Source organism: Methylobacterium phyllostachyos (genome assembly GCF_900103445.1).
GTDB lineage: Bacteria > Pseudomonadota > Alphaproteobacteria > Rhizobiales > Beijerinckiaceae > Methylobacterium > Methylobacterium phyllostachyos.
The window spans coordinates 12,574-35,551 of record NZ_FNHS01000014.1; the positions used below are offsets into that span (position 1 = coordinate 12,574).

27 protein-coding genes are annotated in these 22,978 nt (G+C 69.9%); 14 read left to right on the forward strand and 13 right to left on the reverse strand.

Annotation, left to right across the window (positions count from 1 at the left end; genetic code table 11):
• Positions 1-9: 9 nt before the first annotated feature.
• The 6 genes from fliR to BLQ49_RS21170 all read right to left on the reverse strand — a co-directional run bounded on the left by fliR (position 10) and on the right by BLQ49_RS21170 (position 2,963).
• Positions 10-771, reverse strand: coding sequence for a flagellar biosynthetic protein FliR (gene fliR / locus BLQ49_RS21145; RefSeq protein WP_091719343.1), 762 nt, complete (start codon positions 769-771; stop codon positions 10-12).
• Positions 772-822: 51 nt separating this feature from the next.
• Positions 823-1,089: a flagellar biosynthesis protein FliQ gene (fliQ, locus tag BLQ49_RS21150; protein WP_091719345.1), complete on the reverse strand. Its 267-nt coding sequence runs from the start codon at positions 1,087-1,089 to the stop codon at positions 823-825.
• A gap of 169 nt (positions 1,090-1,258) precedes the next feature.
• The gene (fliE, locus tag BLQ49_RS21155) at positions 1,259-1,573 is read right to left on the reverse strand and encodes a flagellar hook-basal body complex protein FliE (protein WP_091719347.1); all 315 of its coding nucleotides are present in this window, start codon (positions 1,571-1,573) and stop codon (positions 1,259-1,261) included.
• A 19-nt stretch (positions 1,574-1,592) separates the two neighbouring features.
• Entirely contained in the window at positions 1,593-2,000 is a 408-nt protein-coding gene (flgC, locus tag BLQ49_RS21160; protein ID WP_091719350.1) for a flagellar basal body rod protein FlgC, read from the reverse strand.
• 47 nt (positions 2,001-2,047) lie between these two features.
• Entirely contained in the window at positions 2,048-2,449 is a 402-nt protein-coding gene (flgB, locus tag BLQ49_RS21165) for a flagellar basal body rod protein FlgB (protein WP_091719352.1), read from the reverse strand.
• 67 nt (positions 2,450-2,516) lie between these two features.
• On the reverse strand, positions 2,517-2,963 hold the full coding sequence (locus tag BLQ49_RS21170) for a hypothetical protein (protein ID WP_091719354.1): 447 nt from the start codon (positions 2,961-2,963) through the stop codon (positions 2,517-2,519).
• Between the two features lie 367 nt (positions 2,964-3,330).
• On the opposite strand from BLQ49_RS21170, the gene BLQ49_RS21175 reads away from it, so the two are divergent.
• Entirely contained in the window at positions 3,331-4,611 is a 1,281-nt protein-coding gene (locus tag BLQ49_RS21175) for a hypothetical protein (RefSeq protein ID WP_244507707.1), read from the forward strand.
• A gap of 96 nt (positions 4,612-4,707) precedes the next feature.
• The gene (locus tag BLQ49_RS21180) at positions 4,708-4,938 is read left to right on the forward strand and encodes a hypothetical protein (RefSeq protein ID WP_091719358.1); all 231 of its coding nucleotides are present in this window, start codon (positions 4,708-4,710) and stop codon (positions 4,936-4,938) included.
• A 22-nt stretch (positions 4,939-4,960) separates the two neighbouring features.
• Here BLQ49_RS21180 and BLQ49_RS21185 read toward each other — a convergent pair whose 3' ends face one another.
• Positions 4,961-6,274: an MFS transporter gene (locus tag BLQ49_RS21185; protein WP_091719360.1), complete on the reverse strand. Its 1,314-nt coding sequence runs from the start codon at positions 6,272-6,274 to the stop codon at positions 4,961-4,963.
• Positions 6,275-6,484: 210 nt separating this feature from the next.
• Between BLQ49_RS21185 and dnaN the strand changes: the two genes are divergently transcribed.
• From dnaN to recF, 4 genes are read left to right on the forward strand one after another with little or no spacing between them, the layout of a single operon-like run.
• Complete coding sequence (dnaN, locus tag BLQ49_RS21190; protein ID WP_091719362.1) at positions 6,485-7,606, forward strand: DNA polymerase III subunit beta; 1,122 nt, start codon at positions 6,485-6,487, stop codon at positions 7,604-7,606.
• Positions 7,603-7,866, forward strand: a complete 264-nt coding sequence (locus BLQ49_RS21195) for a ribbon-helix-helix domain-containing protein (RefSeq protein ID WP_091719364.1) — start codon at positions 7,603-7,605, stop codon at positions 7,864-7,866. The genes dnaN and BLQ49_RS21195 overlap by 4 nt, the downstream gene beginning before the upstream one ends.
• A gap of 12 nt (positions 7,867-7,878) precedes the next feature.
• On the forward strand, positions 7,879-8,160 hold the full coding sequence (locus BLQ49_RS21200) for a type II toxin-antitoxin system RelE/ParE family toxin (protein WP_208859091.1): 282 nt from the start codon (positions 7,879-7,881) through the stop codon (positions 8,158-8,160).
• Positions 8,153-9,289: a DNA replication/repair protein RecF gene (gene recF / locus BLQ49_RS21205; RefSeq protein WP_091719368.1), complete on the forward strand. Its 1,137-nt coding sequence runs from the start codon at positions 8,153-8,155 to the stop codon at positions 9,287-9,289. Before BLQ49_RS21200 ends, recF begins: the two co-directional genes overlap by 8 nt.
• A 3-nt stretch (positions 9,290-9,292) precedes the next feature.
• On the opposite strand, the gene BLQ49_RS21210 is transcribed toward recF, so the two are convergent.
• The gene (locus BLQ49_RS21210; protein WP_425284021.1) at positions 9,293-11,008 is read right to left on the reverse strand and encodes a methyl-accepting chemotaxis protein; all 1,716 of its coding nucleotides are present in this window, start codon (positions 11,006-11,008) and stop codon (positions 9,293-9,295) included.
• Between the two features lie 411 nt (positions 11,009-11,419).
• Here BLQ49_RS21210 and BLQ49_RS21215 point away from each other — a divergent pair, with 411 nt between their 5' ends.
• Positions 11,420-11,815 carry a VOC family protein gene (locus tag BLQ49_RS21215; protein WP_091719372.1) on the forward strand — a complete coding sequence of 132 codons (396 nt, stop codon included), beginning with the start codon at positions 11,420-11,422 and terminating at the stop codon, positions 11,813-11,815.
• A 47-nt stretch (positions 11,816-11,862) separates the two neighbouring features.
• Complete coding sequence (locus BLQ49_RS21220; protein ID WP_091719374.1) at positions 11,863-12,462, forward strand: histidine phosphatase family protein; 600 nt, start codon at positions 11,863-11,865, stop codon at positions 12,460-12,462.
• On the opposite strand, the gene BLQ49_RS21225 is transcribed toward BLQ49_RS21220, so the two are convergent.
• From BLQ49_RS21225 to BLQ49_RS21235, 3 genes are all read right to left on the reverse strand, one after another.
• Positions 12,463-13,179 (reverse strand): hypothetical protein, encoded by a 717-nt coding sequence (locus tag BLQ49_RS21225; RefSeq protein WP_091719376.1) that lies wholly within the window; start codon positions 13,177-13,179, stop codon positions 12,463-12,465. It abuts the gene before it with no gap.
• Positions 13,180-13,240: 61 nt separating this feature from the next.
• Complete coding sequence (locus tag BLQ49_RS21230; RefSeq protein WP_091719378.1) at positions 13,241-14,233, reverse strand: nickel/cobalt transporter; 993 nt, start codon at positions 14,231-14,233, stop codon at positions 13,241-13,243.
• Positions 14,224-14,883: a DUF1007 family protein gene (locus tag BLQ49_RS21235; protein ID WP_091719380.1), complete on the reverse strand. Its 660-nt coding sequence runs from the start codon at positions 14,881-14,883 to the stop codon at positions 14,224-14,226. The genes BLQ49_RS21230 and BLQ49_RS21235 overlap by 10 nt, the downstream gene beginning before the upstream one ends.
• 312 nt (positions 14,884-15,195) lie before the next feature.
• On the opposite strand from BLQ49_RS21235, the gene BLQ49_RS21240 reads away from it, so the two are divergent.
• Complete coding sequence (locus tag BLQ49_RS21240; protein ID WP_244507708.1) at positions 15,196-16,116, forward strand: SDR family oxidoreductase; 921 nt, start codon at positions 15,196-15,198, stop codon at positions 16,114-16,116.
• A gap of 6 nt (positions 16,117-16,122) precedes the next feature.
• Here BLQ49_RS21240 and BLQ49_RS21245 read toward each other — a convergent pair whose 3' ends face one another.
• Positions 16,123-17,028 (reverse strand): amino acid ABC transporter substrate-binding protein, encoded by a 906-nt coding sequence (locus tag BLQ49_RS21245; RefSeq protein WP_091719384.1) that lies wholly within the window; start codon positions 17,026-17,028, stop codon positions 16,123-16,125.
• A 28-nt stretch (positions 17,029-17,056) separates the two neighbouring features.
• Entirely contained in the window at positions 17,057-18,337 is a 1,281-nt protein-coding gene (locus BLQ49_RS21250) for a dicarboxylate/amino acid:cation symporter (protein WP_091719386.1), read from the reverse strand.
• 241 nt (positions 18,338-18,578) lie between these two features.
• Between BLQ49_RS21250 and BLQ49_RS21255 the strand changes: the two genes are divergently transcribed.
• Genes BLQ49_RS21255 through BLQ49_RS21275 form a run of 5 tightly spaced genes read left to right on the forward strand, consistent with a single transcriptional unit; the run spans position 18,579 to position 22,966 of the window.
• Positions 18,579-19,496 (forward strand): branched-chain amino acid ABC transporter permease, encoded by a 918-nt coding sequence (locus BLQ49_RS21255; protein ID WP_091719388.1) that lies wholly within the window; start codon positions 18,579-18,581, stop codon positions 19,494-19,496.
• Positions 19,496-20,890 (forward strand): high-affinity branched-chain amino acid ABC transporter permease LivM, encoded by a 1,395-nt coding sequence (gene livM / locus BLQ49_RS21260; RefSeq protein ID WP_091719390.1) that lies wholly within the window; start codon positions 19,496-19,498, stop codon positions 20,888-20,890. Before BLQ49_RS21255 ends, livM begins: the two co-directional genes overlap by 1 nt.
• A complete protein-coding gene (locus tag BLQ49_RS21265) occupies positions 20,890-21,798 on the forward strand; it encodes an ABC transporter ATP-binding protein (protein WP_091719392.1) in 909 nt (302 codons plus the stop codon). The genes livM and BLQ49_RS21265 overlap by 1 nt, the downstream gene beginning before the upstream one ends.
• Complete coding sequence (locus BLQ49_RS21270) at positions 21,795-22,592, forward strand: ABC transporter ATP-binding protein (RefSeq protein WP_091719394.1); 798 nt, start codon at positions 21,795-21,797, stop codon at positions 22,590-22,592. Before BLQ49_RS21265 ends, BLQ49_RS21270 begins: the two co-directional genes overlap by 4 nt.
• A complete protein-coding gene (locus tag BLQ49_RS21275) occupies positions 22,589-22,966 on the forward strand; it encodes a DUF6867 family protein (RefSeq protein ID WP_208859092.1) in 378 nt (125 codons plus the stop codon). Before BLQ49_RS21270 ends, BLQ49_RS21275 begins: the two co-directional genes overlap by 4 nt.
• Positions 22,967-22,978: the final 12 nt, after the last annotated feature.

Genomic DNA, 22,978 nt, shown 5'->3' on the forward strand with positions numbered 1-22,978 from the left:
GCCCCTACCTCAGCGGCCCACGGACTGAGCCAGATACCGGCCCATGTCGTCCAAGAAGACCCCCATCATCACGCCGAGGCAGCCGATCAAGATCAGCACGCCCACCAGCACCGAGGCCGGGACCGCCAGGAAGAACACCTGCAATTGGGGCATCAGCCGCGACAGTACGCCGAGGCCCAGGTTGAACAGGATCCCGAAGGCGATGAACGGCCCGGAGATCTGCATCGCCAGGGTGAAGCCGCGGGCCAGCGCCCGGGTCGCCAGCGTCAGCGCGTCCGAGAAGGCCGGGACCCCGTCGGGGGGCAGGACCTCGTAGCTCCGGGCCAAGCCCTCGATGGCAAGGTGATGCAGATCGGTGGCGAAGATCAGCGTGATGCCCAGCAGCGACAGAAAGTTGCCGATCGCCACCTGCTGGCCGCCCTGGCTCGGATCCACCGTCATGGCATAGGACAGGCCGAGCTGCGCCGAGATGATCACCCCGGCGGTCTGCAGGGCGGCGAGCACCATCCGCACCGACAGGCCGAGGACCAGCCCGACGATCGTCTCGCCGAACAGGAGCCCGATCAGCCGCGGCCCCGCGAGGCCCTCCGTGCCGCCGAGCAGCGGGCGCACGGTCGGGAACAGCACCAGGGTCGTGAGCAGCGCGAAGGCCAGCCGCAGCCGCGGCGCGACGGATTGCTCGCCGATCCCGGGCATCAGCATGATCAGCGTGCCGACCCGCGCGAAGGTGATCAGGAAGGCCGAGGCGATCCCGGGCAGGAGCAGGTTCATCGCCGCCCCTATGGCGCGCGGATTGGGTCCCTGTCGTGGCCGGGCCCCGCATCAGCCGCCCGCCGCGATGCGGGCGGCGATGCGGGTCATGTAGCCAGCCATCGCGTCGCCGATGAAGGGCAGCATCAGGAGCAGCACGGCGAACACCGCGACGACCTTGGGCACGTAGATCAGGGTCTGTTCCTGGATCTGGGTCAGGGCCTGGACCAGCGAGACCGCGAGGCCGACCGCCAGGGAGACGAGCATCAGGGGCCCGGCGATCTTCAGGAACACGAAGATCCCGTCGCGGGCGACGTCGAGGATGGCGAGTCCGGTCATGGTGACGACGGGTCCGAAGAGAGAAAAGTCACGGTTTCAAAAGGTCTTCGACCTTTGCGGGTGCAGGGCCGTGCCCTGCCGTCGGGCCTCGCTCGATCACCGGGCGAAGCCCGATATCGGGTTTCCGCCCCGATGCCCCGTCAGCGGGCGTAGCCCTTCGAGATCCCCGTCAGATCTGCATCCGCATGATCTCCTCGTAGGCGGAGATCATGCGGTCGCGCACGGCGACCATGGTCTGGAGGGCGGTCTCGCTCTCGGCGACCGCGGTGACCACGTCCACGACGTTGGCCTTGCCTGAGGCGGCCGAGACCGCCTGCGCGTCGGCCCGATGCCCGGCGTCGCCGACGCTCTCCAGAGTCTTCCCGAGGAACTGCATGAAGTCGGTGCCGGTCTCGGTGGCCGCCTGGACCTTGGGGACGGGCCGCCCGGAGGCGAGACCCTGCACGGCCGCGTAGGCGCCCGCCGCGAAGTTGCTCGATGCCATCGCTAAACCTCCGCCCCGCTCACTTCAGGATGCCGAGGGTCTGGGACAGCATCTTGCGCGTCGCGGTCACCATGTTGAGGTTCGCCTCGTAGGAGCGCTGGGCTTCGCGCAGATCCATGTTCTCGATCAGCGCGTTGACGTTGGGCATCTGCACCTCGCCCCGCGCGTTGGCCGCAGGGTTGCCGGGCTCGAACTTGGTCCGGAAGGCGGAGGGATCACGCCGGACACGACCAGCCTCCACGAGCCGGGCGCCGGTCTCGTCGTCGAGATGGCTGGTGAAGCTCGGGATCTTGCGTCGGTAGGGCTCCGCACCGGCCGAGGCCGGCGCGGAATCGGCGTTGGCGATGTTCTCGGCGATGATCCGCATCCGGCCCGACTGGGCCTTAAGGCCGGCCGCCGCCACCGCCAGCGACTTGCTGAATTCCATGGCTCAGGGCCCTCCTCCGGATGCGCCAGCGCGATCGTCGCCGACCATCAGCTTTTGCCGATGGCGATCTTCAGGGTGGTCAGGCTATGCTGGTAGAGCGAGGCGGCGAGCTGATAGTCCGACTGGTTGTCGCCGGCCTTCATCATCTCGTCCTCGAGATTGACCCCGTTGCCGCTCGGGCGGATCTCGAAGGCCTTGGCGCGCTTGGATTCGGTCCCGTCACCCTGGCCTGCGGGCGCCAGATGCGCCGGGCTCGTCAGCGCGAGGCTGGTCGAGCCGGAAGCCAGGGCGCCGGTCGCCCGATCGAAGCGCGGCTCGACGAGGTCCCGGGGCTTGAAGCCCGGCATGTCGGCGTTGGCCACGTTCTCGGCGATCAGGCCCTGGCGCGCCTGGGCCCATTGCATCCGTGTGCGCAGCATGCCGAGCACGGGCAGGTCGGTGAGGGCCAAGGTCGCCTCCGGTCTGGCAAGGCCGCGCCGGGACGAGCGGGCTCGGCAAAAACTGCCGCGCGCATGGTTAACGCCCCGTTAAGCCCGTGCCGCCCTTCGCCCCTGAGTTCAGCGCGAGCTCCGCCGCGTCGCAGCGGGCGAAGAAGCAGCCCGGGACGGCACCGGTCTCCGTGGGCGCGTAATGGCCGAAGGGGGGCGACTCGCCGTAGGGCGAGACCGGCGCGTCGAGATGCGCTGCGACCGCCATGTCCCGGCCGTAGTCGCAATGCGGCGTGTAGGCGATGTCGCAAACGGCCTGCACGGGCCGGTTGCAGTCGTTGAAGACCTGGAAGACGTACCACCGCGTCGCGCCGTCCTGCTGGACACCGCGCCGGTACGCGAGGCATCGACCGGGCGTCCCGTCGGTCCGGGCGCTGGGCTCGTAGGTGGTCCAGCGCGGCGGCTGTGGGGCGGCCGCGGCCGGAGCGCCGGCGGCGAGCACGGTCAGGACGAGGGCCGGTCGAAATCGCTGCATCTCGGGTGCCTGTCGGCCGCCCGCCGGGTGAGGCGAGCCCCCGAGGTCTGCCCGCCCGATGTATCGCGGGTGTCTCCGGCCAAGCGCCTGCGCCCGTCACCGGCGCAGCGGAGTCCCGGCAGCCGACCCGGCCGCGCGGGCGCCGGCAAGCGTTCAGCGGCTGCGACCTTCCTGGACCCGGTCGGCCGGTGTCGCCCCAGTTCCACGACGTATTGTCTTGGTCGCGCGGATTTAAAAGGTCTGTTAACGAACTCTTAACGTCGTTTGCCCTGTCGCCCCTTCGGCATGGTATGGACATCCCCTTGCCGGGCGCGGACCAGCGGCGGCCGGAACGTGCGAGTGCGTAACCTTGCGATGGCTGCAATCCGTGTTCGGCTCTGACGGCTCCCCCATCGTTCAATATGTCGTGATCTTCGCCGTCATCTTCACGGCGCTGGCGGCCATCGTCTTCACGGTGCGGCGGCTCACCGGCCGCAGCCTGGCGCTGCCCGGACGGACCGGCAACCGCGGGCGCCAACCGCGGCTCGGCATCGTCGACGTCTATGAGCTCGACCGTGCCCGCCAGCTGATCCTGCTCCGGCGGGACAATGTCGAGCACCTGCTCCTCGTCGGCGGCCCGAACGACGTTGTGGTCGAGCGCAACATCCAGCGCGGCCAGCGTCCCTTGCCGGAGGCGTCCATCCGGCCGGATCCGGAGGCCCTGGATGAGCCCCTGCCGGATCCCCTGGTCCAGGGGGGACGCCTGCCGGAGCCGCCGCGCGCGCTGCCCGAAATGACCGGGCTGCGCTCCGAGCCCCTGTTCGATCCGGGCTTCGAGATGCCGGTGGTCGTGCCGTCGCCTGTCCCGCGCTCCGGGTCCGCGCCGTCCATCACCCTGCCGCTCGACCCCGCGCTACTGAGCGGCGACGAGCCGGGCCAAGACGTCTTCGCGCCCGTTTCGCCAGTCCCACCGCCCCCGCCGAAGGTCGCCGAGCCTCCGCCCGCGCCGTTGCGCGAGCCGGTCGCCCCGCGTCGGATCCTGAGCCGAACCGCACCGCCCCTCGTCGATCCGCGGCCTAGCCCCGCCTCCGCGCGCGCATCCGAGCCTGCGCCCGCCGGGATCCGGGCGGCACCGCCGGCCCCGGCCCTTGCCGTTCCCTCCGAACGCAGGACCGTCGATCCGGCGATCCTGTCCGACATGGCGCGGCAGCTTCAGGCCGCCTTGGCCCGCCCGGCCTCCGCGGTCACGCCGGCTCCCCCACCGTCGGCCCCGACCCCGCCGGCCGAGGGCATCGATCCGGTGGCGGCCGCGATGGCGTCCGCCCCGCCGGTCGAGCCCGCGCCGCCGCCCGAGCCGGTTCCGGCCCCACCGCTCCCGATGGTCGATCCCCCCGTGCCGCCGGCTGCTCCGGCTGCTCCGGCCGCACCGCCGATCCCTCCGATGGTCCGGCGGGAGGTTCCACCCGCGGAGGTAGCATCGCCGCCCGCACCGACCCCGGTCCCGCCCGCGCCGCAGCCGGCACCGAAGGCGCCGCCGGCGTTCCGGCCCCCTCCCCCAACCGAGCCGCCGCGACCCGAGGCGAAGACCGCGGGCAACCCGTTCTCGGTGGAGGAGATCGAGGCCGAATTCGCCCGCCTTCTGGGGCGTCCTCTGGACAAGCGGAGCTGAAGCCGTCTCCGGGCCCTGCGGGGACCAGCCGGCACCTTGTGGCGCTAACGATCGGTTAACGCTCTGCTGGAACGCTCGCGTCCGGAGGTTGAACCGATGCTTGCTCTGAACGCCGATACCGCCCGCCGCAGCCGCGTTTACCGTGCCTTCAGGCTTGACCGCGCCGGACGCGTCGCCTCCGCCGAGATCGTCTCGGCCGAGGATGACGTCCAAGCGCGCCGTCAGGCCCGGGCCATGGTGGAGCGCGCCACGATCGAGCTCTGGGATCGGACGCGGTTCCTCGGCCGCTTCGAGCCCACGTTGCCGGACGGCGGCCAGTTCGCGTGAGCCAGCCCAGCTCTTGAGGACGTCAGGCGTTCTGGCGACCGGCCGTCTCAGGCATCGCCAGCACGGCGAGGAAGCTGAGGATCGCCGCGACCGCCAGGTAGAACCCGACGTAGCCGATCCCGCCGAGGCTCACGAGTTCCTGGGCGATGTAGGGCGCCCCGGAGGCTCCCAGGATGCCCGCGAGATTGTAGGTGACGGAGGCGCCCGTGTAGCGCACCCGGGTCGGAAACAGCTCGGGCAGGACGGCGCCCATCGGGCCGAACACCCAGCCCATGGACAGGAGGGCAAGGCAGAGGAATCCGAGGACCGGCGGCCATGTCCCGGTGCCGGCGGCATGGCCCAGCATCGGCCCCATCAGGAAGCCGAGCCCGAACACCGCGGCCATTCCGGAGAGCAGCACTGGCCGACGCCCGAACCGGTCCGCGGCGGCCCCCGAGATCACGGTGCCGAGCGCCATGAAGCAGACCGCGATGCACTCGAACAGCAGGAAGGTCGGCCGCGCATAGCCGAGTGTGCCGGTGCCGTAGCCCAGCGCGAACACGGTCGAGAGATAGAACACCGCGTAGACCGCCACCATCGCGAAGGTGCCCATCAGGACCGCGCGCCCGTGCTGCGTCAGCATGGTGGCGAAGGGTACGCGCTCCGGCTGGGCTTGACTCAGCGCGGCCCTGAAGGCCGGCGTCTCGGTGAGCTTCAGGCGGACATACAGCCCGACGCCCACGAGCGCGGCCGAGGCCAGGAACGGCAGGCGCCAGCCCCAGGCCTGGAAGCTCTCGGGCGATAATCCGAAGCTCAGGGCCAGGAAGCCGAGATTGGCCAGGATGAACCCCACCGGCGCGCCGAGCTGCGGGAAGATCCCGTACCACGCCCGCCGGCCTGGCGGTGCGTTCTCGACCGCGAGCAGGGCGGCGCCGCCCCACTCACCGCCGAATCCGATTCCCTGGCCGCAGCGCAGGACGCAGAGCGCCGCCGGCGCCCACCAGCCGACAGACGCGTAGGTCGGCAGGCAGCCGATCAGGACCGTGGAGAGGCCCATGATCAGAAGGGAGGCCACCAACGTGGCCTTGCGGCCGACCCGATCACCGAAATGCCCGAACAGGGCGGCGCCGACGGGCCGTGCCACGAAAGCGATCGCGAAGGTCGCGAAGGCGCTGAGCTGCTGCACGCCCGGGGCGCCCGCGGGGAAGAAGACTGGACCGATCACCAGGGCGGTGGCCGTGGCGTAGATGTAGAAGTCGAAGAACTCGATCGCGGTGCCGACGAAGCTCGCGGCGAGGATCCGTCCGGCACTGGGCGGGACGTAGGTCGCGCTCGCGGATTCGACGGTCTGCAGCATGGCGGGTCGGGATGTTCGACGGCAAACGGGATGCGGCGCTTTCGCACGTGGAGGCGCGCGCGGAAACCCCGAAAACACGTCCAGGGCCGGTCGCCTGTGCGATGCAGCGGCCCCGGCCTTGCGTTCCCCGGTCCCCTTCGCCAAGCTGAACGGCCCTAGATCCGCGCGGGACGCCGGCCGCCGCGCCGTCCCTACCAGTCGAGTATTGCGATGAGAGTCACTGTCGAGCGCGCGGCCCTGCTCAGGTCGCTCGGCCACGTGCACCGGGTCGTCGAGCGCCGCAACACGATCCCGATCCTGTCGAACGTGCTGCTGCGCGCGGAGGGGTCCGGGCTCCAGCTGCGTGCGACCGACCTCGACATCGAGGTCACCGAGAGTGTTCCGGCCGACGTGTCGGATGCCGGCGCCACCACGGTGCCGGCGCACGTGATCTACGACATCGTGCGCAAGCTGCCCGACGGCGCGCAGGTCTCCCTGGAGACCGGCGGCGAATCCGGTCAGATGACGATCCGCTCGGGCCGCTCGCGCTTCGCGCTGGGCGCACTGCCGGAGGGCGACTTCCCGGATCTGGCAGCCGGCGAGATGCCGCACGGCTTTGAGATCGCGGCCGCAGACCTCAAGCGCCTGATCGACAAGACGCAGTTCGCGATCTCCACCGAGGAGACGCGCTACTATCTCAACGGCATCTACCTCCACACGCTGGAGACCGAGAACGGTCCCGTGATGCGGGCGGTGGCGACTGACGGTCACCGGCTCGCCCGGGTCGAGATCCCGGCGCCGCAGGGCAGCGTCGGCATGCCGGGCGTGATCGTGCCCCGCAAGGCGGTGGCCGAGATTCAGAAGCTTCTGGACGATGGCGGCGAGTCCGTCGCGGTCGATCTCTCGCCCGCCAAGATCCGCCTGCGCTTCGCCGGCGGCCTGACCCTGATCTCCAAGCTGATCGACGGCACGTTCCCGGATTACCAGCGGGTGATCCCGGCCAACAACGACAAGCGGCTCACCGTCGAGCGCGATGCCTTCGCCAAGGCGGTGGACCGGGTCTCGACGATCTCGTCCGAGCGCGGGCGCGCCGTTAAGCTCGGCCTCGCCGAGGGCCGCCTCGCCCTCTCGGTGAACAACCCGGATTCGGGCAGCGCCACCGAGGAGCTCGATGTCGATTACGAGGCGGCCAACCTCGATATCGGCTTCAACGCCCGTTACCTCCTCGACATCACGGCGCAGCTCGAGGGCGATACCGCCCTGTTCAAGCTCGCCGACCCGGGCTCGCCGACCCTGATCCAGGACCGCGAAGGGGCGCCGGCGCTCTACGTGCTGATGCCGATGCGGGTGTGACGCACGCCATGCCGAGAACCGTCGTCCTCGATCCCATCCAGGAGGCTTCGCTCGATCGTCTGATCGCGGCGGGCCGTTATGGCTCGCCGGAAGAGACGATCGCGGCCGGTGTCGCTCTGCTGCTCCGGCACGAGGACCGCCTCACGACCCTGCGTGAGGCTTGGCACGCGGGTGTCGAGAGCGGCGATTATGAACCCCTCGATGCGACGCTGGACGCCTTGGAGGCGCGCTATGGCGCGATGGAAAAGGCTGTTTCTTGAAGCCTGTCGTGGTTGTCCCGGCAGGCCCGGGCGGACCTGCGTGAGCTTGGTGACGTCATCGCGGCCGACAATCCTCCACGTGCGCGCAGTTTCGTCTCAGAACTGCGCACCCGATGTCAGGCGCTCGGTCAAAGGCCGATGATGGGCAGACCTGCGCCGGAGATTGCGCCCGAGGTGCGGATCCTCGTATTCCGCTCCTATCTGATCCTCCATCGCGTCCTCGACGATCGCATCTCGATTGATCGCGTCGTGCATTCGGCCCGCGACCGCTCCACCTTGCTCCCCGATGAATGAACCCGACAGCGCCGGCAGCGCGCGCGTCACCCGCCTGATCGCCCGCGATTTCCGCAACCATGCCGACCTCGAACTGAACCCCGCGGCCCGGTTCGTCGCGCTGGTCGGGGAGAACGGGGCGGGCAAAACCAACCTGCTCGAAGCGCTCTCGCTGTTCGTGCCGGGCCGGGGCCTGCGCCGGGCCGAGTTCGCCACCATGGCGCGCGCCGGGGGCCCCGGGGGCTTTGCCGTGTCCCTCACCCTCGACCGGGACGGCGCCGAGCATCGGCTCGGCACCGGCCTGGAGCCACCGGGGCCGGACGGGCGCACCAGCCGGCTCTGCCGGATCGACGGCGCCCCGGCCCCCTCCCCGGTGGCGTTCAGCGAGTTCCTGCGGGTGGTCTGGCTGACGCCGGACCTCGACGGGCTGTTCCGCGGCGCTGCGGGCGACCGGCGCCGGTTCCTCGATCGGCTCGTCCTGGCGGTGGATGCCGGCCACGGGGCGCGGGTTTCCGCGATGGAGCGGGCCCTGCGCTCGCGCAACCGCCTGCTGGAGGACCGGCCCGACGACGACCGCTGGCTCGACGCGGTGGAGCGGGAGGTGGCCGAACTTGGTGTCGCCGTCGCGCTGGCCCGCCGGGAGACCGCGGAGCGCCTGGACCGGCTGATCGCCGAGACCCGGGACGATTCCCAGCCCTTCCCCTGGGCCTCGATCCGCCTGGAGGGCGACCTCGACGACCTCGTCGCGGTCTGGCCGGCGATCGAGGCGGAGGACCGCTTCCGGCTGGCCCTGCGCAACGGCCGCCACCGGGACCGGGCGGCGGGCCGCACGCTGATCGGGCCGCAGACCAGCGACCTCGTGGTCCGTCACGGTCCCAAGGACGTGCCGGCGGGGACCGCCTCGACCGGCGAGCAGAAGGCCCTGTTGATCGGCCTCGTCCTGGCCCATGCGCGCCTCGTGCGCGCCATGAGCGGCATCGCCCCCGTGATCCTCCTCGACGAGGTGGCGGCGCATCTCGATCCGCGCCGCCGCGCCGGCCTGTTCGAGGCGCTGGAGGCGCTGCCCGGTCAGGTCTGGATGACCGGCGCCGACCCGGACGCCTTCGCGCAGGCCGGCGACCGGACCGAGGTGCTGCGGATCGGGGCCTGAGCCTCAGGCCGCGCGGATCGTGTTCAGGAAGCGCGACACCTCCGCCCCGAGCTGCTCGGACTGCCGCGACAACTCGCTCGCCGCGCCGAGCACCTGCGTGGCGGCCGCGCCGGTCGCCTCGGACGCCTGGGCCACGCCGACGATGTTGCTCGTCACCTGATCCGTCCCGGTCGCCGCCTGGGAGACGTTGCGGACGATCTCCTGGGTCGCCGCGCCCTGCTCCTCGACGGCCGCCGCGATGGTCGTGGCGACCCCATTGATCTCGCGGATGCGCGCCGCGATCGTGTCGATGGCCGAGACCGCCTGCCCGGTCGCCCCCTGGATCTGATTGATCTGCTGGCTGATCTCCTCGGTGGCCTTGGCGGTCTGTCCGGCCAGCTCCTTCACCTCGGCCGCGACGACGGCGAAGCCCCGCCCGGCGTCGCCAGCCCGGGCCGCCTCGATCGTGGCGTTCAGCGCCAGCAGGTTGGTCTGCCCGGCGATGTTGGAGATCAGCCCGACCACCTCGCCGATGCGGGCTGCCGCCTGGCTGAGGTCCTGGACGAGGTGCTGGGTCTGGTCGGCCTCGCTGACCGCCAACTGGGCGAGGTCGGCCGAGCCGAGCACCTGCCGGCCGATCTCCTGCACCGAGGAGCCGAGTTCCTCGGCCGCCGCCGCCACGGTCTGCACGTTGGTGGAGGCTTCCTCGGCGGCCGCCGCCACGGTCGTGGACTGGCTGGCCGTCTCGGTGGCGCTCGCCGTCATGCTCTGGGCGGTCACCTGCAGCTCGGTGGCCGAGGACGACACCATCCCGACGATGCCGCCCACCGCCCGCTCGAACCCGTCGGCCAGTTCCAGCATGGTGCGCCGGCGCTCCTCGGCCGCCGCCTCGTCGGCGCGGCGCTTGACCTCGGCCTCCTCGGCGGCCTTGCGGGCGACCATCGCCTTGATACCCTCCACCGCCTTGCCGACCGCGCCGATCTCGTCCCGGCGGGCAGCCTCCCTGATGTCGGCGTCGATCTCACCCTGGGCCATGCGCTGCAGGACCCTGACCAGCCGATCGAGCGGCCGCGTGATGCCCACCACCGCGATGAACACCGCCGCCAGCAGGCCCACCAGCATCCCGAGGCCGCTGACGATCATCAGGGTATGACGGGTGTTGTTGGTCTGGTCGGTCAGGTCGTCCGAGCCCTTCTGCATGTAGGCGGTGATCGCCTCGGCGAGGGCGTTGCCCTCCGCCAGCATGCCGGAGAAGGTCGGATCGATCGCCGTATGGATCAGCGCGATCGCCTGCTCGTTCTGGTTGCTGGTGCCGAGTCTGCGAACCTCGCTCACATCCTTGACGTAGCGCTCGATGCGGACCGTCAGCGCGTCAATGCGCGGCGCGAAGGTCTCAGCATGCGCCCGCAGAGTGGGAAGCAGCGCCTTCACATTGGGCAAGACGGCCTCGAAGCCCCGGTTGGCGTCCTGGATCTGGGCCGGATCGGTCTCCGCGATGACGCGATACACCCAATAATTGAGTTCGATCATCAAGCGGTTGAGCCGGCGCGCCTCGGCGACGGCTGCCGCCTCGTTGCTGACGAAGCGGGTGTACCCGGCGTCGATCATCGTCATCTGTGATTGCGCATACCAGACACAGCTGCCGACGATCAGACTGATCAGCGCAATGACGGTCGATATTTTGGGTAGAATATTGATATTTGACAGACGTAACACGGCTATAGACCTCCCGATCGACATCTTTGACAGACGAGCGCGGGGCTGCTGAGTCGATGTTCTACGCAATAGTAAAATGATCTTAATAAATGGTTCTTGTCAAGGCGTAGTCTGCAAGACGCAACTCCATGTCTGGCTACAATTATGCTGAACATTTATTGCGGTGATCAAGCGGATAGACCGGATAAATGAGTACTTCATTTATGAATGTGCGGCGGCCTGTATTGTGCGACAGCAACAGACATTTATGATTGCTTGTATGGATGTATATATTCAAGAATAGTTTGGCTCTTGCGGCCGGCGATCCGGGTACGGGCGTGGGCCGCCGGCGACCGAACGTCGCCACCGTGGCGCGGCCGGCCTTTTCTGCGGACGCTGGGGCGCCACATAGAGGACCGGCACGCGGGAGGCGCGTGCGCACGGAACTCTCGACGCATGTCCAAACCGGTTCACGCCATGATCCGCGTTCTCGAAGAGGAACGCGCGCGCGACTACTACGCCCGTGCCTTCGGGCTCGAAGTCTCGGACCGATTCGACTTCCCGGATTTCACCCTGGTCTACCTGCGCGACCCCGCCTCGCCGTTCGAGCTGGAGCTCACCGTGAACAAGGGGCGCGACAAGCCCTACGATCTCGGCGACGGCTACGGCCACATCGCCTTCGTGGTCGAGGACGTCGAGGCCGAGCATGCGCGGCACAAGCGCGAGGGTTTCACGGCCACCGACGTGAAGACGCTCAAGCACGGCGAGGAGGTCCTGGCGCGGTTCTTCTTCGCCACCGATCCGGACGGCTACAAGATCGAGGTCATCCAGCGCGGCGGGCGATTCGCCTGACCGCTTCGGATCGCCCGGACCAGCCGAGGAACCCGCAGCCGAGATCCATGTCGAACACCACCTGTCACGAGACCCGTATCGTCTGCATCCGCCATGGGCAGTCGACGTTCAACGCCGCCCACAAGCTCGGGGGCGGCGATCCGGGCCTTCTGGACGCCCGGCTGACCGAACTGGGTCAGGCCCAGGCCCGGGCCGCGCGGGATCGCCTGCGCGCGATCCCGTTCGAGCTCGTGGTGGTCTCGCCGCTCACCCGGGCGATCGAGACCGCCGCGATCCTGTTCGGGGAGCATCCAAGCCGGCCGCACGTGCTGGTCGAGGTGCTGCACCGCGAGTGCCAGGAGAGCAGCTGCGATGTCGGCCGGGCGGCCTCAGAAATCGCGGCCGAGTTCCCGCATCTCGATGTCGGGCATCTCCCGGAGATCTGGTGGCACGCGGAGCCGGGCTGCGAGGTCGGCGGCTATCCGGTGGAGCCGCGCCCGCTGTTCGACGCCCGGGTGGCGGCCTTCCGGGACTGGCTGCGGGCGCGGCCCGAGCGGACCATCGCGGTCGTCGGGCACGGCACGTTCTTCTACCACCTGACCGGCACGTTCCTGGAGAATTGCGGAACCATCGAGCTGGATCTCGACGCCGCCCCCGCGGCGGCCTGATCAGACCGGCGCCAGTCCGCGCGCCGCGTCCAGGCGCTCCCGGGCGCCGTTGACGGCGATCTCCGGGGCCTGCCGGCCGATCGTCAGCGTCGCATCGAGGATCGCGCAGGCCTCGGCCCAGGTTCCGGCCACGAACGGGGCGGCCCCTTCGGCGACCTCCGCGGCGCAGCGCGCATCCTCCCCGGCCCTCTGCGCGGCCGTGGCGGTTCTGGAGACGGCGGCGGTCAACGCTCCCTCGCGCCAGCGGCGGGCCTGGGAGGCCGCCTGCGAGAGCGCCCCGCCCCGCCACGTGGCCGAGCGCGCCGCCGCAAACGCCGCGGGCCAGTCCGGCGCCCCGGCGCAGACTTCCGCATCCTCGGCCATTCCGGCGATCGCGCAGAGGGGCGCGAGGATGCGCCGAACGCTGTCGAGCGCGAGCCGCCGGGTCCGGGCCGTCTCGACCTCCGGGGTGTCGGCGCTGCCCGACAGGCGCAGCACGAAGGCCAGCAGCTGCGGCCGCACCGCATCCGGCATGGCGTCGTTCAACCCGAGGGCGTAGGCGGCGATCGGCCGCGAGAAGCAGGGCGGGCAATCCGTGCTCGAGCGGATCGCCCGGTAGGGCAGCCCCGCGGCCACGATCGCGGCCTCGTTGATGCAGGTCCCGCCATCGGGGCCGGGGAAGGGGTGCGATCCGGCGAGCAGGCGCCAGTTCAGGATCGTCGCGAAGTCGGGATGCATCGGCGCGCTCTCCGTCTCGGGCGCTCAGCGTGGCACGCCGCGGCCCGGAAGGCGAGGCCCCTCAGCCGCCCAGCGTCGGCACGAGGCCCGAGAGCATCGCGGCCCCGAGCACCAGCACGAAGGCGGCGGCCACCAGTTCGAGGCTGCCGAGCGCCAGCAGCCCCGTCCGGCCCCGCCCGCCCGCGAGGCGCAGAGCCACGCGCTTGGCGAAGACCGCAACGCCGGCGAGGGCCGTGGTGGTGAGCGCCGTCCCCAGCGCCATGGCCAGCACAGCCAGCACGCCCGCCCCCGGCACGCCCTGCGACACCGCGAAGACCAGCACCAGCACCGCCCCCGCGCAGGGGCGCGAGCCCGCGGCCAGGACCACGCCGGCCCGCTCGCGCCAGGTATCCATCGTCTCGAGGGCCTGCGGCCCGGGCAGGTGGCTGCAGCCGGGCCCGCAGACGGCGTCGAGCTGGACGAGGCGACCGGCCTTGCGCCAGGTCAGCACCAGCCCGATCAGGGCGACGAGAGCAAAGCTCACGGTCTCGATCAGGGTACCGGCCCGGGTGATGCCCGCCGCGGTGGCGTTGAGGATCAGGCTGCCGATCCCCACGATCGCCCCGGCGACGGCGGCCTGGAGCAGGGCCGCGCAGAGGCTCAGCGCGCAGCCGCGCCGGAACGCCCGCTCCCCCGCCAGGATGTAGCCGGCGATCACCGCCTTGCCGTGGCCGGGCCCGGCGGCGTGGAACACGCCGTAGGCAAAGGCGAGCCCGATCAGCGGGCTCCAGCTGCCGCCACCCCGGAGCGCGCTCACGGCGGCGTTGAGGCTGCGCGAAAAGCTCGCCTGGAGGGCCAGGATGATTCCGCCGAGGCCGGTCGCCGCCGGGGCGGCCTCGCGAAAGCCGATCCCGAAGGGCGAGCGCGGCGGCGGGGCGGTGAGGCCGGGCGCCACGAGCCACGCGATCCCGGCGGCCATGAGCGCGGCCAGCCCGATCGCCGCCGCCATGAGGCCGAGCCTCAAGCCCAGCCGCCCCGCCCCGGCGGGGGCGGCGATCCCGATCCCTACGGACATGCGACGAGCACCCGGCTGGCGAACTGCACGCCGTAGGTCGAGGCGGCGGTCAGGGCTTCGAAGAACGCCTCGGTCATGCCCGGAGACCCCGCCTCCGCGGTCTTGGGCTGCTCGGTCTTCGGGCGGGTGACGGTGGCGGCACAGCCCTGCGGCGCGCCGGCCAGCGTCGCGGCGTCGGCCCCCTCCGCGAACGAGAAGGCGACGAAGTAGGTCGGGTCATAGACCTCCAGCGCCGCGATCCCCCGCCCCTGCTGGACCGGAGTCTTCAACGGCAGCAGGAAGGTCATGACCAGGGCCTTGTCCTCCATATGGGCCGCCGGCTCCTTCGGATCGGCGAAGGCCTGTTCCTTGCCGCCGACCTTCAGCTTGGTGAAGTAGCCGAATTCGGCCAGGTTGGCGGTGTTCTCGGCGGCAAGCCCGGCGAGTTCGTCCGGGCTGAGCTTGCCGTCCTTGTTGGTGTCGAGGCCCTGCGTGACGAAGGCGGTGTATTCAGGGTCGAAGCTCCAGGTGTCGCGCACGCCGACGAGCTTGCCGCCCTCGTAGACGAGCTGCGCCTTGGCGGTGACCCAGACGTGGGGGTGGGCGGAGGCGCCCGAGGCTGCGCAGGCGAGGAGGGCAGCCAGGGAGAGGCTGCGGAGCGGGATCGGCATCAGGCGCGGAACCTCGGCGGCCGGCGGTCGAAGCGAAGAGCGTTCGGTTCTCGCCGGCCGGTGGGGCAAAAGCGAGGCGCGGCCGTTGACCCGCCTCGTTGCGGCCGGCTAGCGTAACCGCGTCGAAAATGGCTGGCTTGGTCTGGGTAGGCCCAAGCCCTTCCCCGCACGGGAAGCACTGGTCGGCGCCCGACGCGAAGGTCGCGCGCCCGATCCCCCGACAGTCCCGGCGCCGCGCGCGCCTCACGGGTCTGTCCGGTGGCCATTCTGACGATGCCGCTCCGGCTGACCCTGTTCGCAAGGAGCAGCCCCGTGTCCATCCTCGATCCGTCACGGCCGATCCTGGTCTATCTCGCCAACGGCGTGCAGGGCCGTGCCGTCGTCCGCGCCGCCCTCCGCCGGAACCTCCGGGTGCGGGCTCTGGTCCGCGATCCCGCTCGAGCCGCCGCGCTGGCGGGATCCGGCGTGGAACTGGTCCAGGGCGATCTCCACGATGCGGCCTCGCTCCGGCGGGTGAGCGCCGGCCTCGCCCATGCCGTGCTCCAGATCCCCACCGGGCCCGCGCAGGTGATGGGTTCGGCGGCCGCCAACGCCCTGGCGGCGGCCTCGGCCTGCGGGTTCGAATCCCTGATCCTGAAGCTCGCCAGCGCGAGCCGGCCCTCCCCCTGCCCGGAGCCGAGCTTCGTCGCCAGCTATGCGGTCGAGGATCTGGTGCGGCGCTCCGGCCTGCCCTTCGCCATCGTGCGTCCGACCCTCTATCTCGACAATCTCCTGAAGCCGTCGGCCCGCAAGGACATTGCCGAGGCCGGTCTGTTCGCGCCGCCGATCCCCGCCGCGCAGCGGATCGCCTGGACCTCGGCCGATGATTGTGCCGAAGCGGCGCTCACCCTGCTGGAGCGCGGCGCCTACGGGGGTGATCATCGGCTCGCCGGCCCGGAGAGCGTGACGGGCGATACCTTCGCGGCCCGGGTCGCAGCCGGGCTCGGCCGGCCGTTGGTCTACCGCGCCCAGTCGCTCGAGGCGTTCGAGCGGGAGATCGATGCCGCGATGGGCGCCGGCAGCGGCTCGGTGGTCGCCTCGAAGTTCCGCTACTTCGCCGGGCATCCGGAGGAGGCGCAGTCGATCCTCGCGGATCCGTTCGCGCCCCGGCCCGGTCTGGAGGGCTTCCGTCCGACCGGCATCACCGAATGGGTCCGAGCGCACCGGCAGGCGCTCCTCGGGACAGCCGGGTGAGGCCGCCTACTCGCCCGCGTCGAGGCCCATGAGCTGGAAGCTCACCCGCAGGTCGTTCGACATCGGGATGTCGAGGCGCTCGCCGTTGGGCAGGCGCTTGAGGAACCAGCGCTCGTAGGTCCAGCGCAAAGCCCGGGACTCGGCGAGCCGCGTGAAGGTCTGCTGCACGAGGCCGGCGAGTTCGGGATCGTCCTTGCGGAACATGATGCCGTAGGGCTCGTAGGAGAGCTTGTCGGGCAGCACCGTGTAGTCGGACCCGTCCTTTGCGTCCGTGGCGATCAGCCCGTAGAGCAGCACGTCGTCGGTGGCGAAGGCGTTGGCCTTGCCGGCCTTCACCATCGCGTAAGAGGCGGCGTGGTCGGGCGCTGTCACGACCTGCGCGTCGATCTTCAGGCGGGCGAGCTGGTCGCGCACCGCCTTCTCGTTGGTGGTGCCGGCGGTGACCACGACAATCTTGCCGCCGAGGTCGCGATAGGAGGCGATGCCCGAGCCCCGCTTCACCAAGAGCTGCGTCGCACTGATGTAATCCACCGGCGAGAACGCGACCTGCCTGCGCCGCTCCGCATTGGCGGTGGTCGAGCCGCATTCGAGGTCGATCTTGCTTGAGGTCACCGCCTCGATGCGGGTCTCGGCGGTGACCGGCGCGTAGCGGATTTTCACCGGCCGGCCGATCGCCGCCTGGATGTCGTCGGCGATCTCGCCGCACAGGTCGAGGGCGTAGCCGATCGCCCTCGGGCTGCCGTCCGGGTTCTTGCCCTCCACGAAGGAGAACGGCACCGAGCTTTCCCGATAGCCGAGCACGATCTCACCGCGCTCGGCGACGCTCTTAAGGGTGCCGGTGAGCACCTCGATGGCGGAAGCGGGCGTCGTCGCCAGCGCCAGGATTAGAACCGCGACGAGCCGCATCGTCATCACCCGTTCTTCGAGACTGGTCTCTCGATCACTCTGCCGGCGAGACCACGGTGCCCACATGATCCAGCCGCTGGTCGGTGGCGGTGAGCTGCCCCTCCCACTTGGCCACCGCCACCGTGGCGACGCTGTTGCCGAGCACGTTGGTGGCCGAGCGGCCCATGTCGAGGAACTGGTCGATGCCGATGATCAGCAGCAGCCCCGCCTCCGGGATGTTGAACTGCGTCAGCGTCGCCGAGATCACCACCAGTGAGGCGCGCGGCACGCCCGCCATGCCCTTCGAGGTCACCATCAGCAGGAACAGCATGGTGAGCTGCTGACCCCAGGTCAGCGGGATGTTGTAGGCCTGGGCGATGAACATCACCGCGAAGGTGCAGTACATCATCGAGCCGTCGAGGTTGAACGAGTAGCCCATCGGCAGCACGAAGGAGGTGATGCGGTTGGGCACGCCGAACTGTTCGAGGTTCGTGAGCATCTTCGGGTAGGCCGCCTCGCTCGACGCGGTCGAGAAGGCGAGCACGAAGGGCTCCTTGATCAGGTTGATGAGCCGCATGATGCCGCCGCCCCCGAGCATCAGGAAGCCGACGCCCATCAGCAGCGCCCAGAGCACCGCGAGACCGATGTAGAACTCGATGAGGAACTTGCCGTAGGTGATCAGCACGCCGATCCCCTGCGTGGTGATGGTCGCGGCGATCGCGGCGAACACCGCCACGGGGGCGAACAGCATCACGTAGCCCGTCACCTTCAGCATGACGTCGGCCACGCCCTCGATGCCCTTGGCCAGGAAGTGCCCCTTCTCGCCGAGCGCGGCCAGCGCCACGCCGAAGAAGATCGAGAACACGACGATCTGCAGGATCTCGTTGTTGGCCATCGCCTCCACGGCGCTCTTGGGCACCAGGTGGGTCACGAATTCCTTGAGCGAGAGCGAGGCGGTCTTCAGCCCCGTTCCGGCGCCGACATCGGGCAGCGGCAGGTTCAGGTTCACCCCCGGCTGCATGAGGTTCACCAGGACGAGGCCCAGCATCAGCGAGCAGAACGAGGCGCCCACGAACCAGAGCAACGCCTTTCCGCCGACGCGGCCCACCGCGGCCGTGTCGCCGAGATGCGCGATTCCCACCACCAGCGTCGAGAACACGAGCGGGGCGATGATCATCTTGATCAGGCGCAGGAAGACGTCGGAAATCAGCGCGATGTAACCGGCGATCTCCTTGGCGGTCTGCGGATCGGGCCACGTGATGCTGCAGGCGTAGCCCACCGCGATCCCGAGGAGCATGCCGACGAAGATCATCGTCGTGAGTCGTGAACCTGTCATTGGACGGCTCCTCGCCTATGCCCGGGATGAGCGAGCATTACAGTTCGTTAACGTGAAGCACGAACTGCGCCATACGCAAGCCCGGACGCGGGCGATTACTAGCGTCTTCGACTGTTTTCACGCGACGCCTGGGGGGGGATGAAACCTGTGGCCGGCGTGCTACGGCTGCGGTACGGGACTTGCCCTGCCAAGCTGCCTGCGGTCTCAACAGGCGGCCCGGAACCTACATGCGCGAGAGTACATGGACGTCTTCGTACAGCAGCTCATCAACGGCCTGACGCTCGGCTCCATCTACGGTCTGATCGCCATCGGCTACACGATGGTGTTCGGCATCATCGGCATGGTGAACTTCGCCCACGGCGACGTCTTCATGGTCTCCTGCTTCATCGCGCTCATCACCTTCCTGCTGCTCACCGTGTGGCTGGGCGTCAGCTCCATCGCGCTGGCCTTCCTCGTGGTTCTGGTGGTTGCCATGGTGCTCACCGCCCTGTGGGGTTGGGCAATCGAGCGCGTCGCCTACCGACCGTTGCGCGGCTCGTTCCGGCTGGCGCCGCTGATCTCGGCGATCGGCGTGTCGATCTTCCTGTCGAACTTCGTGCAGGTGGTGCAGGGCGCGCGCAACAAGCCGACCCCGCCGATGTTCTCAGGGGGAATCACCCTGTTCGAGCGCGACGGCTATGCGGTGTTCCTGGCCTGGAAGCAGGTGCTGATCATGGCGGTGACGGCCGTGCTGCTCACCGGCTTCTGGTATCTCGTGCAGCGCACGCCGTTCGGCCGGGCCCAGCGCGCCTGCGAGCAGGACCGCAAGATGGCCGCACTCCTCGGCATCGACGTCGACCGGACGATCTCGCTGACCTTCGTGCTCGGCGCCGCGCTGGCGGCCGTCGCGGGCGTCCTCTACCTGATGTATTACGGCGTCGTGTCGTTCTCGGACGGGTTCGTGCCCGGCGTGAAGGCGTTCACCGCGGCGGTGCTGGGCGGCATCGGCTCCCTGCCGGGCGCAGTGCTCGGCGGCCTGATCATCGGGCTGATCGAGACCTTCTGGTCCGCCTACTTCTCCATCGAGTACAAGGACGTCGCGGCGTTCTCGATCCTGGCGATCGTGCTGATCTTTATGCCCTCGGGCATCCTGGGCCGGCCCGAGGTCGAGAAAGTCTGATGGCCGCCTCGCAGACTGCCCTCCCCGGCTCGGTGATGGCCGGCATCCTGCGCGACGCCGCCCTCTACGCCCTGGTCACCCTCGGCCTGTGCGTGCCGCTCATCGCCTACCGCACCGATCCCGGCCCGGGGACCGAGCTGGTGCTCGTGCCGCGCTGGGGGCTGGTGGCGGCGCTCTGCGCGGCGATCTTCGTCGCCCGCATCGTCCAGCGGCTGGTGCTGCTACGCCGGGACGCGCGGCGGGCGCTCACCCCCTCCCCGGCCCAGGCGACCGAGGCGGTCCACGGCGAGCCCGATGCCGGCCAGAAGACCTCGAAGGTCGGGCTCTACATCTTCATCGCCGTCGCGTTGACCCTGCCGATCCTCGCGGCCGTCGCCACCGGCGGCCTGTCCTCGGCCCGCTACTGGATCGACCTCGGCATCCTCATCCTAACCTACGTGATGCTCGGCTGGGGCCTGAACATCGTGGTTGGTCTCGCGGGCCTGCTCGATCTCGGCTACGTCGCCTTCTATGCGGTCGGCGCCTATTCCTACGCGCTGCTCTCGACCACCTTCGGCCTGTCCTTCTGGATCTGCCTGCCGCTCGCCGGGCTGTTCGCCGGCCTGTGGGGGATGATCCTGGGCTTCCCGGTGCTGCGCCTGCGCGGCGACTACCTCGCCATCGTGACGCTCGCCTTCGGCGAGATCATCCGCCTCGTGCTGATCAACTGGACCGACGTGACCGGCGGCGGGGCCGGCATCTCGTCGATCCCGCGGGCGACCTTCTTCGGGATCCCGTTCACGGCCGGCGAAGGCGGGTTCGCGGCGACCTTCGGCATCCCATACGATTCGATGCACCGGCTGGTGTTTCTCTACTACCTGATCCTGGCGCTCGCCCTGATCACCAACTTCGTCACCCTGCGCCTGCGCCGCCTGCCGATCGGACGGGCCTGGGAGGCGCTCCGCGAAGACGAGATCGCCTGCCGGTCGCTGGGCATCAACACGACGGCGGTCAAGCTCACCGCCTTCGCGCTGGGTGCGGCCTTCGGCGGCTTCGCGGGCTCGTTCTTCGCCGTGCGCCAGGGCTTCATCAGCCCGGAGAGCTTCAACTTCCTGGAGAGCGCCATCATCCTGGCGATCGTGGTGCTCGGCGGCATGGGCAGCCAGGTCGGCGTCGCGATCGCCGCGGTGGCGATGGTCGGCGGCCCGGAGATGCTGCGCAACCTCGGCTTCCTGAAGGCCGTGTTCGGCGAGGGCTTCGATCCCAACGAGTACCGCCTGCTGCTGTTCGGCCTCGCCATGGTGGCCATGATGGTCTGGCGGCCCCGGGGGCTGATCTCGGTGCGCCTGCCCTCGGTCTCGCTCGGCGAGCGCCGCGCCGTCTCGGGCGCCCATGTCAGCGAGGGGCACGGCTGATGGCGACGCATCCCGACATCCGCGCGGCGGCCTCGGCCCCGCCGGTGCTCACCGTCGAGCATCTCACCATGCGGTTCGGCGGGCTGGTGGCCGTCTCCGACCTGTCCTTCGCGGCCAGGCGCGGCGACATCACCGCGCTGATCGGCCCGAACGGGGCCGGCAAGACCACGGTGTTCAACTGCATCACCGGCTTCTACAAGCCGACTGAGGGCATGCTGACCCTGGCGCACGCGGATGGCACCACGCATCTGCTGGAGCGGTTGCCGAACCACGAGGTGAACCGCACCGCCCGGGTCGCGCGTACCTTCCAGAACATCCGCCTGTTCCAGGGCATGACAGTGCTGGAGAACCTGCTGGTCGCCCAGCACAAGCCGCTGATGCGCGCCTCCGGCTACACGGTACTCGGCCTGCTCGGGCTCAAGACCTTCCGGGACGCGCAGGAGGCGGCGATCGAGCGCGCCAAGGCGTGGCTGACGCGCATCGACCTGATGAGCCGGGCCGACGATCCGGCCGGCGCCCTGCCGTATGGCGCGCAACGGCGCCTGGAGATCGCCCGGGCGATGTGCACCGATCCGGTGCTGCTCTGCCTCGACGAGCCGGCGGCGGGCCTGAACCCCCGGGAATCGGCCGAGCTGAATGGCCTCCTGCGCCACATCCGTGACGAGCACGACACCTCGGTCCTGCTGATCGAGCACGACATGTCGGTGGTGATGGAGATCTCAGACCACGTGGTGGTGCTCGATTACGGCCAGAAGATCGCCGACGGCACGCCCGCCGAGGTCCGCTCCGATCCCAAGGTGATCGCCGCCTATCTCGGCGTCGAGGACGAGGAGGTGGAGGCCGTGGAGGCCGAGGTCGGGATCAGCGTGCCGCATGGCGACGACGCCCATACGGGAGCCCCGGCATGAGCGTCGCCGGCATCAACGTCCTGGTCGAGGAGACGCGGGCGATCCAGGCGGGACGGAAGCCGCCGCTCCTCGCTGTGCGTGACGTCTCGACCTATTACGGCAGCGTCGCCGCGCTCCGGGGCGTCGATCTCGACGTCGCCGAGGGCGAGATCGTCACGCTGATCGGCGCCAACGGCGCCGGCAAGTCGACCCTGATGATGACGATCTTCGGCAGCCCCCAGGCGCGCTCGGGCACGATCACCTATGACGGGCGCGACATCACCCGGATGCCGACCCACGCCATCGCCCGGCTCGCCATCGCCCAGTCGCCGGAGGGCCGCCGGGTCTTCCCGCGCATGAGCGTATACGAGAATCTCCAGATGGGCGCGGCGCTTCATGACGGGCGCTTCTTCGCCGAGGATCTGGAGAAGGTCTGCGTGCTGTTCCCCCGGGTGAAGGAGCGCCTGAACCAGCGCGCCGGCACCATGTCGGGGGGCGAGCAGCAGATGCTGGCCATCGCCCGGGCGTTGATGAGCCGCCCGCGCCTGCTGCTCCTCGACGAGCCGTCGCTCGGCCTCGCGCCGCTCGTCGTGAAGGGCATCTTCGACGCGATCCGGGAACTGAACCGGACCGAGGGCATGACGATCTTCCTCGTCGAGCAGAACGCGTACCATGCCCTGAAGCTCGCCCATCGCGGCTACGTGCTGGTCAACGGCCGGGTCACGATGAGCGGCACCGGCCGCGCGCTGCTCGACGATCCGAACGTCCAGGCCGCCTATCTGGAGGGGGGCCATGCCGGCCCGGTGGGGGCATGAGCATGCTGCAGGGGCTTCTCTACGAGGAGGATTCGGCTGGCCTGTTCCTGCTCGTCACCGTGGTGATGGGCGGCTGGGCCGGCTGGATGGCCGCGCGCGGCATCGCTCGGGGCTGGCGGCCGTTCTGGCAATGCGCCCTGGCGCTGCTCCTCGTGGCGGCCGCCGTGCGCTTCATCCACTATGCCCTGTTTTCGGGCACGCTGCTGTCGCTGCACTACTATGCGGTCGACGCGCTCGTGGTCATGATCATCGGCGCGGCGGGCTTCCGCTACACGCGGACGCGCCAGATGACGAGCCAGTACCGCTGGCTCTACGAGAAGACCTCCCCGCTGACATGGCGCGAACGGGCGCCGGAAGCGGGCGGGGTCCGATGAGTGCGGCCGGAT